Annotated in this window: 8 protein-coding genes and 3 pseudogenes; 3 read left to right on the top strand and 8 right to left on the bottom strand. The window is 53.0% G+C overall.

From position 1 onward, the window contains the following. Positions 1 to 50: 50 nt before the first annotated feature. The 4 genes from E0702_RS13350 to E0702_RS13335 all read right to left on the bottom strand — a co-directional run bounded on the left by E0702_RS13350 (position 51) and on the right by E0702_RS13335 (position 4,317). Positions 51 to 1,349, bottom strand: coding sequence for a TRAP transporter large permease (locus tag E0702_RS13350; protein ID WP_132044647.1), 1,299 nt, complete (start codon positions 1,347 to 1,349; stop codon positions 51 to 53). Positions 1,350 to 1,351: 2 nt separating this feature from the next. Next, positions 1,352 to 1,855, bottom strand: coding sequence for a TRAP transporter small permease (locus E0702_RS13345; RefSeq protein ID WP_132044645.1), 504 nt, complete (start codon positions 1,853 to 1,855; stop codon positions 1,352 to 1,354). 60 nt (positions 1,856 to 1,915) lie between these two features. Continuing rightward, positions 1,916 to 2,920 (bottom strand): TRAP transporter substrate-binding protein DctP, encoded by a 1,005-nt coding sequence (gene dctP / locus E0702_RS13340; protein ID WP_240721755.1) that lies wholly within the window; start codon positions 2,918 to 2,920, stop codon positions 1,916 to 1,918. Between the two features lie 89 nt (positions 2,921 to 3,009). After that, positions 3,010 to 4,317, bottom strand: coding sequence for an NAD(P)/FAD-dependent oxidoreductase (locus tag E0702_RS13335; protein WP_132044643.1), 1,308 nt, complete (start codon positions 4,315 to 4,317; stop codon positions 3,010 to 3,012). A gap of 287 nt (positions 4,318 to 4,604) precedes the next feature. Between E0702_RS13335 and E0702_RS13330 the strand changes: the two genes are divergently transcribed. Further along, entirely contained in the window at positions 4,605 to 5,627 is a 1,023-nt protein-coding gene (locus E0702_RS13330) for a LysR family transcriptional regulator (RefSeq protein WP_240721754.1), read from the top strand. A 1,146-nt stretch (positions 5,628 to 6,773) separates the two neighbouring features. Here E0702_RS13330 and E0702_RS13325 read toward each other — a convergent pair. Next, a complete protein-coding gene (locus E0702_RS13325; protein ID WP_439952335.1) occupies positions 6,774 to 8,153 on the bottom strand; it encodes an IS1380 family transposase in 1,380 nt (459 codons plus the stop codon). A gap of 105 nt (positions 8,154 to 8,258) precedes the next feature. Here E0702_RS13325 and E0702_RS13320 point away from each other — a divergent pair. Both E0702_RS13320 and E0702_RS13315 read left to right on the top strand, forming a co-directional pair. Continuing rightward, positions 8,259 to 9,287, top strand: a pseudogene (locus E0702_RS13320) (IS1634 family transposase); the annotation flags it as partial. A 273-nt stretch (positions 9,288 to 9,560) separates the two neighbouring features. Beyond that, positions 9,561 to 10,235, top strand: a pseudogene (locus E0702_RS13315) (IS66 family transposase); the annotation flags it as partial. A gap of 22 nt (positions 10,236 to 10,257) precedes the next feature. Here the strand turns inward: E0702_RS13315 and E0702_RS13310 are convergent. The 3 genes and pseudogenes from E0702_RS13310 to E0702_RS20160 form a co-directional block, all read right to left on the bottom strand. Further along, positions 10,258 to 11,871 (bottom strand): Tn7-like element transposition protein TnsE, encoded by a 1,614-nt coding sequence (locus tag E0702_RS13310; RefSeq protein ID WP_132044637.1) that lies wholly within the window; start codon positions 11,869 to 11,871, stop codon positions 10,258 to 10,260. Next, entirely contained in the window at positions 11,868 to 12,662 is a 795-nt protein-coding gene (locus E0702_RS19955; protein ID WP_240721753.1) for a TnsD family Tn7-like transposition protein, read from the bottom strand. The genes E0702_RS13310 and E0702_RS19955 overlap by 4 nt, the downstream gene beginning before the upstream one ends. Before the next feature lie 258 nt (positions 12,663 to 12,920). Further along, positions 12,921 to 13,100: pseudogene (locus E0702_RS20160) on the bottom strand (TniQ family protein); the annotation flags it as partial. Positions 13,101 to 13,169: the final 69 nt, after the last annotated feature.

Genomic DNA, 13,169 nt, shown 5'->3' with positions numbered 1-13,169 from the left:
CCTTGTAACGATGGCGAGCCTCAGAATGGCCGCCATCGTAAGTAAGTGTATCAAATCGCCCCTAATAGACGGGGGATAGCCAAAGACAAAGATGGCCAAAAGGTCGTAACCACCATCACCGGTATACCTACAAAGGCAATCAGGCACAACGCCGGGTAAATCGCCTTATGGATCGAAACTTTACCGATACGGCAGGCCATGAATAGTATCGGCGCTACAGGCGGACTGTTGGCACCAATAACGACAGAGCAGGCAACGATCGCTCCGAAGTGGATCGGATCAACTCCGATAGATTGAATTAGCGGCATGAACAGTGGTGCGATGACAACAGTCACCGAAAGGTCATCCATAATGGCGCCGGCAAAGATCAAAAAAACATTGATCAGAAGCAGGATTAAAATAGGATTACTAACGAGGGTGGTCATTATCTCTGTCAGCTCTTGCGGCACCCGCTCTGCGACTAAGATGCGGCCAATCATAAAAGAGAACAAAAGTATCAGAATAATTGTTCCGGTGGTTTCTGCGGAAGCCTTTAGGCTCTCTTTAAGCCGTCCGAGGGTCATGTCTCGGTAGATGAAGAAGCCAATAATGATGGCTACAACTACCGCAACGCCAGCAGCCTCAGTGGGAGTAAATAAGCCACCGTATATACCGCCGAGAATAATAACAGGCATGGATAATGCCGGCAGCGCCGAGAATGTTATCTTCCACGCAGGTTTAAACGGTTGATGCTCAGACTGTTTAATAGCGCTAGTTTTTTCCTCAAACCAGCGGCCAGCACAGAAGCGGTTGAACAAGATCAAGCCTAGGAGCAGGAGCAGGCCGGGGCCTATGGTGGCCGCAAAGAGCGCAGTAATCGATTGACGCGTGATGACTCCGAAAAGTATCAGCGTGATAGAAGGTGGAATCAAAATACCGAGCAACGACGACATTCCCAGCAGAGCACTTGAATAGCCGCGCGGATATCCCCGGTTCGCTAATGGCTCCACCATAATGGTTCCTATCGAGGCCACAGCCGCAGTCGCAGTACCGGATATAGCGCCGAAAACACCCGAAGCTAATACCATCGAGGCTCCCATTCCTCCTCGCCGCCCCCTTACCAAAAGCTCAATGAAGTTAATCAGACGGCTAGCGATCCCGCCGCTTTTCATGAGATAACCTGCGAGTACAAACAGGGGAAGAGCTAAAAGGATTATATGATCAAGAGAGCGAAATCCTTGTAAAAGGAGTGTGGTAGTATTCACATCAAAAACAATGACAAGATACCCGAGGACAACGGCAAATGACCAAGCAACTGGCACGCCTATTACCATAAGAAAAATCAAAAGGAAAACTGAAAAAAAAGCCATCTTTATTCCTCCGCTCGGATATTGTGACAAGGATTTCCAGTAATCAAGTCCCGCAATGAGTAGAGAAGGCAAGCAACGCTGGCCACCATTAAAGCGCTTTTTGGTAATAATTCAGGGAGTTTTAATCCTGCCGTATGCTGAGGTAGGCGTAGCGAAAACTGCAGCAGGTCCCAAGCTAGATAGCAAAAGAAACCTGAAGCTGCCACCATGATTAAGGCGATAAATCGTTGATGTAGCATCAAGAGCTTTTTCGAATTAATTCTTTGCGGTAAGAAATCTACAACCAGATGCTCATTGTTTCTGCTGGCGATAATTGCTCCAGACATGTATAGCCACATAGCCGCCAGCAATGCAATTTCATCTAGCCCAATGATCGACCACTCAAAAACATAGCGTGCGATCACCATAAAGAAAACCATACTAACTAGAACAACACTGGTGATAATGGCCATGAAGTCTAGAAGGCGGTTTATCAGTTGAAGAGGAACAGTAACAATAGAAGGCATAGCGCATGACTCCTGGGGAATGAGTAGATAAATAGGGCCACGCACACGTGGCCCTTTATCTCATAGAGATGGAGCGTTCTCTCGTATCTTATCTACTAATTCCTTACCAAACGCATCCTCTATTTCAGGCCAGACTTCGCCACGTGTTTTTCGAGCCAAAGAGAGCAATTCTTCATCTGTCAACTCGATATATTCCATACCGCTTTCAATCGCTTTTTCCACATAGGTCTGATCGAAGGCCCGAGCGTTTTCGAATTGCTTGGAAGAAATCTCAGCAGCTGCATCAGCTACGGCATTCTTTTGGAACTCGTTGAGAGAATCCCAGCTATTCTGATTCATAGATAACATGCCGGAGACGAAGGTATGACGCGTGCGCACATAATAGTCTAGAACATCACGAAAGTATTCGTAATCCCAATATATAACATTACCACTATCACCATCGACAACGCCAGTCTGCAAAGACGTGTAAACTTCACCCCAAGCGAGCGCAACTGGCGTATATCCCATTGCCTCTATAGTCAGCGGGTTGGGAAAATTGGAGGGGACACGAACCGTAATTCCTTTAGCCTCTTCAACTGTGGTAGCATATTTATCGCGGGTCGCTACGCCGGAGAAGCCTTCAGGGTAAGCCCCGAAGTATTTTAATCCCAGATCTGCATGAACTTCGCTATAAATTTCGTTTAGCCAGCCACCTGATTTGTAGGCGTTAAATGCTTGCTCCCAGTCGAAGATCATGTAGGGAACGTTCCGTATCCCCATTCGCTCATCATATGATGTCATTGGCCAATTGATCATCATATCAACTTCACCAACCACTAAAAGATCAAAAAGTTCTTTTTGATCTCCGAGTTCATCTTGGTAGAAGACATCGACCTTAATCTCGTCAGGTGTGCCTGCTGTCTTTTCTTCAATCAAAGCCGCCCACTGATCAAGGGAGTTTCCAACGGATGACCCTGGACCACCAGAGCCTGTTGCCATTCGAAGCTCTACGGGCTCAGAAAATGCGACTCCTGAGTAAAAAGTGAGCATGGACAGTGCTGCAAAGGTATATTTAATATGCATTGTTAGCTCCTTAGCCTTGTCTTTATAAAAATTGTTAACACAACCAAATCTTGGTCTTCGTTATAGTTTCAGCTTAATACCATACTTCGCTAAATCTCCTTTCGGCTAGCCCAGCGTGCCATTTTCATCCTTAAAGGAACTCCAATTCGTAGTAGCGGACGAGGCGGAAGCCTTGTGGGGCTTCCTGAAACTTTTATAATATCTTCCAGCAAGCTAGATTCACGGCCAGCGGCCATATCTGCCATCATCATCCCGGAAATTGTTCCACGACAGATACCTACACATTGATCGCATCCAGCGCTGTAGATACCTTCCTCTAACTGGCCGAAGAATGTCTCAAAATTGCCAGAGAGGCTACTAGTGCCCCCCCATGTATATGGATACTCAAGGTCATCCAATTGGGGATAACGTTCTAGATGAGCCTTAAGGTGATTTTCCTTGATCTTAGGAAGCATACGGGTTGGCGTGTTATAATCATGGGCGTAACGATGAGAGTTGCGAATAATTAGTCGACGATCCTGTGTCATTCGAACTGTTGTACCGGCATGGTCTGCCGGCGTGATACCCCAGTCGAATTTTCCACCGAAACGGCCTGCCTGGTTTTCATCTAATGGTTCGCTCATACTGGCAAAGGTCATAACTGGTAAGATCTGATTTCGCATGAAGCCGAACTCTGCAGTAAAAGCGTTGGTTGCCAGAAGAATTCGGTCACAGGTTATCGAGGCAGTCGATGTTTCCACGCGGAATCCTTTCGCTTGGCGTTCGAGGCTTGTCACCGGTGAGTGCTCTGAGATGGTTACATTGTCTGGCATGTGGTCTGCGAGCCCACGCATCAATGCAGCCGGTTGCAGTAAAATTCCACGTGGTGTGTAAATGGCAGCTTTATAGAAATCAGTGCCAATAATGTCGCGTAGCTCAACGTTCTCGAGGCGCTGATAATTTTCACCTGATCGCTTTAGCAATGACTCGAAATGTTTGAGAAACTTTAGTCCACGTGCACTCACAGCTGCTTGATACTTTCCCACCTGCGACCACTGACAGTCGATGCCATAAGTACGGACCTGTGTCTCTAGATAATCAATCGCCGCTTGGTTAAGCCCAATGAGTTTTTGAACATGGGCCTGAGACGCCATCTCAAGCTCATGCTTGTGTGGCTGGTAAATAGCGAAACCGGAATTGCGGCCTGAGGCCCCCTGGCCTACTTTCAGAGCCTCCAATAACAAAACTCTTTCCTGAGGACAATTTTCAGCCATACGCCTGGCCGCTGCAGCTCCGGTTAACCCACCACCGATGACGATCGTTTCGAAATTATGGTTGCCTTCTAGTGCAGGATAGTCAGTAACCGACCCAAGCAATTCATACCAACCACAGCGATTGTCATATTCAGGAAAAATCATCTGACACCCTTGTAAGTCATAAGCCGCCTCGCCTAGCGGTTGGGGAAACGCTGGGCGGGCCCTGCAACCACCCTAAGACTAACCCTTGATATAATTTTTTCTACACAGATTCGCTAAATAAGCAATTTTTATAAATATTAATAAGTAGTACTTATTTATATTCTTATTTTTACAACTAAAGTCTAATGGATATTTTGCAGCATCATGGAAAATGCAGGGCTAAGACCTCATGGCGCGCCGCCCTACTGTTCTTTCGATTGACTAAGGTGCATAATTCAAGGCGTAGATTGTCTCAACACATCCATCTGGCCGACACTGTTGCACTGCATGATCTTTTACTATCTATGAACCAAGACCAGCTTCTCGACACCAGTCTATTGCGCCTCTTCGTCACTATTGCAGAGTCAAACTCTCTCAATGACGCTGCTGCACGCCTCGGCATCACGCAGCCAGCTATTTCTCAGGGGCTACGCCAGTTGGAGGACCGCCTTGGCACCCAGCTGGTGGTACGCAGAACACGCCCCGTTAAGCTTACGGTAGCTGGCACCGTTCTACGCCAGAATGCCGATGCCATCCTCGGCGAGCTGCGCCGCCTAAACGCGATGGTACGGGACGCCGCTGAGAAAGGACTCGGTCGCTGTCGTTTGGGAATGGTGACTTCGCTGTCCGAGGTATTTGGCAGTCAACTGTTTGCTAAATTGCAGCAACGAGTAGAGAGCCTAACCATGCGCAGCGGCCTAGCGAACCAGCTGCGCCATGACTTCCTAAATCGCGAGACGGATATCGTGATCTCCAATGATCCCTTTGATGGCATTGAACACCTCGAACGCTATCCTTTACTGCGCGACCCGATGCTAATAGCTATCCCCAAGGAACTGGAGATGTCGACATTACCTGAGCCCAGTGTATTAGCGGCCTCAAGTCCATTGATAAAATACGGACGTTCCAGCGATATTGGTATCTACACTGAGGTTATTCTCCGCCGCGCAAACTTAGAAACTAAGGTCAAGTTTGAGACAGACGATACCCACACTTTGATGCGCTTTGTCCAGGGGGGGCATGGGTGGGGTATACTTAGTGCCTTGTGCCTACTACAAGTTCTGCATCGCCTAGAGGGAATTGTCTTGCTTCCCTTGGACAATAGCCGCCATTTTCGCAGTATCCATCTGATCGCACGCCAAGGTGAGATGGGCAGTTTACCTGAATCAATATCTGAAATGATCCAAACTATGTTCTATGCAGAAGTCTACCCTCAGATTACCAATGTTGCACCTTGGATAGAAAAAAAATCTTTTATGTTAACCCATTAATGTGGCAACCAATATCTATCTCTTTTAGCCATTTTCCTTCATCTATTTATTATGCCGGTTGCTTGACTTGCCGCTGCTGCATTTTCGCTTTGCCTGCGATGAGGTACAGTTTACTGAATTCAACCAATACGTGCAGCACCATCGGTATCTGTCGGGTCCCGGGCGATCATTCAACTTCTCGAGAACTGCTGTATCTCGATATCGTGATCTGCCAGAAACCTGTACCTTAAGGGAAGTACTCACATATTGGCCATTTGTGTACTTGATGGTGTCTCGCTATTAAGAGCGCTATGAATCTAAGAATTAAGTATCCGCCGTATGTGAATATAAAGTAAGGTGACAATATTTATCCCTAACCCGAGCTCGCATAGATCCTCAGCGCTACCCTGAGAGTATCTAATGTAAACTTAATGGGCATTCATTGATGCTCTTCTCATGATGGAGAGGGTTACGCAAGGTACTCTTAAGCCACGATGTTTTCCCAGACTAAGCCTTTGTCGGTACTATGGGTGCATCTGCAGAAGCTAGCATTACATGGGAACAGTGAACACCTATGAATTGACGCAGGAGTCCACGACGCCATACACATGGGAGAAAGACAGTCGTGACGGCTATTTCCCTCTTTTTCCTGAAAACGGAATGCACTTGACTTCCTCACTTCGAACAACTGAAGCAGACCGGTTCATGATCGACTGCTGAAACTGGCACTCTAATAAATATAAATCACATCAACCTATTAATTAGCTATTGCTTAAAAATATGTAACTATTCAGGTGGCTGCGAATAGCCTATCGCCAACCAGCTGATTTTTCTGGCATAGTGGGCCTGACCCTTCGGCACATCCATGCGGTGACATGACCATCAGCGATATCAACGTCGACGCGGCCCTGGAGCGGGTTCGGCAGCAGCTCAACCCGCCTCATTCACGAGGGAGCTGATCGGGCGTTCTGAAAGTGCTGGCTGGCGGCATCGCTCATCAAGATTGGCTTCTTCAGCGCGAATGGTCGTTGAGTAATGCCAGAGTGCGGCCCCTTTCCCGCTTTCTTATAGCTCTTTGGAATCAATTGCGGCCGTCCAAGCAGCCGTGATCGCCGACCGCCGCTCCGGTCGCTCGCTTACTGATGCTGTGGTGGTCTCGCAGGAGCGTCAGCTCAGTGCGGTCAGCTTCGGCAGCCCCTTCAGCAGCGTCGGCCACCACTTGTCGGCCGCGGCACCGAGATGAACGGTGATTCGCCGAGCGTGCAGCCTCAGTGTGGCGGCCACCTTGAGCACCTGCTCGCGCATCCGGCTCAGGCTCCAGGCGTGCCGAGTCTGCCGCTCCAGCAGGCAGCGCAGGCCATGCAGAATCTGGTAGGCGTAGAGGCTCAGCAGCAGGCTCACCTCGTTGCGGGCCATCACGTCCTGAACGGTGGAGGCACCACGATCCGTCGACGAGAGGTGCACGTCGAGCGCCGACTTCACCTCGCCCATGTGGGCCTCGGCGCTGCCGCGCTTGCGATAGAGCGCCAGGACCTTCTCCGGCGGCCAGTCGAACTTGCCGAGGTTGGTGACCAGGAAGAAGGCATGCAGCAGCAGGTCATCGGGGCGCTCTTGAACCACCAACACCACGCGACGCGGTGCCGGCCAGGTACCCGCTTGGTACTCCAGGTCGTGGCACCACTCCCGAGGCTGCTCGGGTGGCCGGCCAGGTGGCCGCTTCAGGAGCGGTGCCGCCAGCTTCTGCAAGCCCTTGTGACTGCGCAGCCGGCCCAGATACTCGATATCGCGCTCTTCCAGCGCCTCCAGCGTATCGTTGTCGGTGAAACCGGCGTCGATGCGCACCCGTACCTGAGCGCCGGTGCTCTCGTTGAGTCGCCGCACCAGATGCGGGATCCAGGTATCAGCGTTCTCGGCCGGGCCAGCGTTGCCCTCGCGCAGCAGGCCGCCCACCATGTCGCCGGTTTCAGCCAGCGAGGCAACCAGCGGCGAGTAGATGCGGGCACCGTAAAGCCCATGAAATGCCGAGCCGCCCTGGTGGCCATGGACCTCGATCGGCAGGCCGTCGATGTCCAGCGTCAGCTGCTTGGGCCATTCACCGTTCTGCAGCGAGGTCAGGCGCCAGACCACCAGCCGCAACAGGCCTTCATGCAAGGTATCGATATTGTCGTTGCGCCCGAGGCAGGTCAGCAGCCGCGACAGCGTGGCTTGAGACGGCCGGTCCTGGGCCAGGGGCGTCATCCCACGCGCATCACTGCAGGCCAACTGCCAGAGCGGGTCGCGGCGCAGCGTGTCGGTATCGCTAAGATCGATCCAGCCCATCGCCCGTTGCAGCACCAAGGTCCGCAACTGACTGGCCAGCGAGTGGTGGATGCGTAGCGGGTTGCGGAGGTCGACCAGATTGTCTTCCAGCGCCTCGACCACGCCGCTGTTGTCGAGGGCTTCACGCAGCAGCAAAGCGCCGCTGTCGCTGGTGGTGCGCTGGCCGCTCAGCTCGACACGCACAGCGCCGTTGCACGAGGGCGTCCAGGTGGATAGGCTTTCACCCATAGCGGATGGCTCTCTTGGTTCAGGTTCTTGGCGGAACACACTGAATTTTCAAGAGAATACCATCCGCTATCTTCGTTTTCAGACCGACCTCATGAATAAGCCGGGTTCATGCTGGGCGTCGTGCAGACGGCGGAAGGCCTGCCCCTCCACCATGAGGTATTCGATGGCAACGTCGCGGAAACCAAGACGCTGCTGCCGACCATCGAGACCGTGGTCAAGCGCTTCAACGTCCGCCGTGTCGTGCTGGTGGCCGACCGTGGGCTGCTCTCCCTCGATAACCTGGAGGCCTTGTCAGCCGTGCGTGTCGAGGGACGCCCCCTCGAGTTCATCCTGGCGGTTCCTGGTCGCCGCTACAGCGAGTTTGATGATCTGCTGAAGGTGTTTCATCAGACCCACTGCCAGGACGCCGACACCGAAGCCTATGGCGAGATGGCATGGCAGGGTCACCGGTTGATCGTGGCGCACCGGCCGGAGGTCGCCAAGGTGCAGACGGCGGCGCGCGATCAAAAGCTCGAGGCACTGCAAGCTGATGCTCGCCAGTGGTTCGAGAAGCTGGATAACCAGGATGCCGGGCGTCGCTATCGCGGCAGAAAGCTCTCTGATGCCGGCGTGACGGCCAGGTTCTACAAGGCAGTCACTGATGCTCACCTCGGGCATATCCTGAAGGTCGACCTGACGGCCGAGACGTTTAACTACGTGCTGGATCAGCGAGCGCTCGATCGCGCCAGGATGCTGGATGGCAAGCTGCTGCTGGTCACCAATATGGCTGATCATGAGCCAGAGCAAATCGTCGAGCGCTACCGGGCCCTGGCTGACATCGAACGCGGCTTCCGAGTGCTGAAGAGCGATATCGAGATCGCGCCGGTTTACCACCGGTTGCCGGATCGCATCCGTGCGCATGCGCTGATCTGCTTCCTTGCCTTGGTGCTTTACCGCGTGCTGCGTATGCGACTGAAAGCCAGTGATCACAAGCTTTCGCCGACGCGGGCACTGGAAATTGCCCGCAAGATTCAGTTCCACCAGGTCCTGCTTCACCGTCGCGAGACGGCGAGCGGCCTGACCAAATTGAAGCCTGAACAACGCGACCTTTTCGAAGCGATTGGCCTGCCGGCGCCTACCGCATCACGCTTGTAGTGCCAATTTTGAAAAGGCGTTTCTAGGCTAATCAGTGGTTTACGCTTCTATCTGTCGAACTCGGGGGAAATTGCCCGCAAGATTCAGTTCCACCAGGTCCTGCTTCACCGTCGCGAGACGGCGAGCGGCCTGACCAAATTGAAGCCTGAACAACGCGACCTTTTCGAAGCGATTGGCCTGCCGGCGCCTACCGCATCACGCTTGTAGTGCCAATTTTGAAAAGGCGTTTCTAGGCTAATCAGTGGTTTACGCTTCTATCTGTCGAACTCGGGGGCCCCGCATCCCAAGCGCGGCCAGGAGGCGATGGACGCCATCGGGGTGCTGCCCTTCGTGCACGGCGTGCTGGTGCATGATCACTGGAAGCCCTACTACCGCTACCCGGATTGCCGGCACGCGTTGTGTAATGCGCACCACCTTCGGGAGCTGACGGCGGCCTGGGAGAACGAGGGCCAGGCATGGGCCAAGGCCCTGCATGACCTGCTGTTGGAGATGCGTCGCGCCGTGGAGGCGGCCGACGGCTGCCTCTCAGCCGATGAGGCCCGAGCCTGGCGACAGCGTTATCGAGATTGCCTGGCGGAGGGAGAGGCCGAATGCCCGCCACCGGCCAAGCCTCCGCCCGGGACGCGAGGTCGGGCCAAGCGCACCAAGTCACGCAACCTGCTGGAGCGCCTCCAGGCATATGAAGACGACGTGTTGCGCTTCCTCGACGATCCCGCTGCTCCCTTCACCAACAATCAGGGAGAGCGTGACCTGCGGATGACCAAGGTCCAGCAGAAGATCTCGGGCTGTTTCCGCGCCTGGGAGGGGGCCGAGATCTTCTGCCGGATGCGTAGCTTCCTCTCGACCGCCGTCAAGCAAGGGGTGGCGGCGCATACCGCACTGGAGCAACTGTTTGCCGGTGATGTGCCATCCTTTATGCAGCAAGAAGCCTCGGCTCAGGCAGCGTAAGCTGAATAGTTACAAAAATATTTCATATTAAATAAGACTTAACCCTCAATTTCCACCCAACCATTCTAGCCTCATGGACATTATCATCGCTTTCTTTTGGATGATGCACTGAGTACAACACCTCACAGCTTCTATTCATACTACTTGGCCATCTCAACGAACTTTTTACAACTCCTTTGATAATTTTCTCGATACGATTATTTATTTCTACCCCACTCTTAAAACCCACTATTCGCGTGGACATCTTTTTCTTATTATCCGAGGTATCAACTTCCAGAATATAGCGCTCTCGCCCATCTTCCAACCTGAATCTCGCTGTCAAATAACACCGTAGCTTCTCATCTTCCATTTTATGGTAGCTACAACGCGGAATCTGGGGTAACGGCTGTACTTTTAGCTCCAGAAGACTCAGCTTTCCATCTGATTCCCCGGCTATCTGTCTTATGATCTGTTTGAGCATCACAAAACGGTTTGAGTACTGCCTCTCTTCCGCTTCGAGTTGCTGATATTCCCCCGGAGCGATGCTACCACCGATGACGTCATCGCCGATGCCCAAAACCTTGGGGTTATTGGAGCCTTCTAGTTCACCCTGATCTTCCTGCCCTAGAATGCCAGCCTTTTTGCCATTGTAAGCAAGCTTCGTAGTAGCGGAGTTAGAGAAGACGATATCCTCCATCGGTAGTTCTATCGTTTGCCTATCCTTGGCCTCATCCGGTTCCTGCTCCGTATCCACCTCTATGTCGTCGGCACCTTGTGCTCCAGAGCCTCCTCGACCTTCACCAGTCCCCCTGACCGGCAACTTCAGGCTCGGGTGGTGGAAGTAAATGTCATGCTCGTTGGTGCCTGCACCCAAACCCTGTAAGCCAGATATCTCCCAGATAAGCATTTCCCTGTCATCACTGTCATAGGGGCCCCTAGCGATAACCTTCACACCATCCAGAGTATTGGGGGGCCTAAAATCGAACTGCCAGCGTTGGTAGCCATTACGTTCTCGTAGGTCACGGTTAAGAAGCGTCCAGATGGAATCGAAAGATTGGCGCACGTCTTCATTGAGCAGGAGCCAAGCCAACAGGTCGCGGTAAGCCTTCTTCTTCAAGGTGCTGACCGGAGCACCGGTCTTTGCAGGCGTATGTATGTGGACAGCCTCTTCGTCATCCTGTTTGACGTTGAAGATGATATCCAAGCCACTGGGGTGGTACGCTGCCCTGACAAGGAATCCAGCATGGAAGAATAACTTCCGGGCTAGCTCGAACTTGGGAAGCCAGACGGTGATACCCCCGGTATCGAAGACGAAACATTTCTGTTCGGCCACTTCCCGCCTTACGGCCAATCGCTTCGAGAGACGAGAGCAATCTCCCAAGCAGCGTTCCTGCCAAGAAGCCACTGGTGGCAGGGAGAATTCCTGCTTAAACCCGCCACTTCTGTAAGGTTCGCCCTCAAGCTGCACGAACTGGCGACCCAGTCCCATTACACACAGTGCCTCGACGGCAAGGTTGCGAGTCAGTTCCTTGCCTTGATGGTCCCTGAAATAGGCCGCCACCCGCCACTGCTGTCGGTCACCGCTGCGCCGAAAGTGGTTACCCATGGCCAGTAGCTTCGCATCGGTCGGTATGTCCTTGAAAAGAATCTTCTTCACAATGTTTTATCCAGACTCTGTAGAAAGCGCCTAGCCAGTTCGGTCGTGCGCGACGTCTGCAAGCCGCACAGGCGCTCCAATTCCCATTTCTTCCGTGCCCTGCCTGCCAAGGCGTCGTTGATGAGTACCTTGGTCAGTCTTCTCACCTGGTACTCACCTAAACTCTCCGCATACTTAACCAGGAAGGCCCTGCAGAGTGGCAGCCGGTGGAGGTTCTTCTCCACCGATGCGGAATGGGGGAGCTGACTAAGGAACCAAGCCTGGCTTTGCCGGGGGTCAGACAGGTTCTCTCTACTCTCTCCCTCGATACGGATCAAACGCTTGGCCAACTGTCGGTCTCGCCTGGCCCAGTCGATCTGACGATGGTTGCCATGCTCGACTTTCCTGCCGGCATTCGTAACCATCAGCCACTGACGATCATGGCGGTAAAGCCAGAAATAGAGGGCTTGACCACCTTGTTCTCTCGCCCGTTTCGTTCCCCCAGCCTTGCCCAGCGCCTTGAGCCACTTTTCCCTCTGCTGAAAAAGCTGCCAATCAGTGTGACCAGTGACCGGAGCCGCCCCATCGTTCACCTTTTCTTCATCAGGCAATCGGCCCGCTTCCACCAAAAGAGATTCGGCATCCTGCCCCTGCCTGAAGCAGGTCCAGACGGTGAGATGCTGGAGGAAACTGAAGGACTTGCGATGCTGGCGGAACATGGCAACGAACCAGCAGGGCGCTTCCGAGACCAACAACCCATTAGAAGCCAACCAGTGACTGGAATGGCTGAACAGCACCCGTTGCCAAAGCATGTCTACCCGGACGTGGTGCCCCGTTGTCGCTCCTTGTTCTATAGCCAGTCTGTGATAGAAGCGACTCCATTGACGAAAAGTTGGCGACGGGGCATCGGCTGACGACAGCAACTGGTGAACGCCTCTGGCAATCAGCAGATCGCTTGCGTCCGCCGGAGCCGGTGGCTCCCTGTGCGGGCAGTTCCAGGGAGATGCGGCCTGGAAGTCATACCGCGACCTGCGGCGGAAGGGCACGCAGGAATCCAGCAAGCGGCACAAATGCTCGAGACAGGCATTTGCCCCTATGACTTGCCACACGCGGCGCCAATAGTATTCCCCATGCTGGGCATGCATCTCGGCCAGGCAGTTGGGGCAGTACCGCAGCCAAGGAGGCCACTTCACCTTAGCTGTGGTGATCCCAGAAAGACCCAAAGTACCAGGCCCACCATCACCGGCCATGGCTTGTAGTGGCATAGTGAATCTGGCCACCTGATTTTGAGTGTATGATCACTCCATAGACAGTCAGGT

The organism is Halomonas marinisediminis, from assembly GCF_004347715.1.
GTDB lineage: Bacteria > Pseudomonadota > Gammaproteobacteria > Pseudomonadales > Halomonadaceae > Halomonas > Halomonas icarae.
This window is presented reverse-complemented; position numbering and strand designations above follow the sequence as displayed.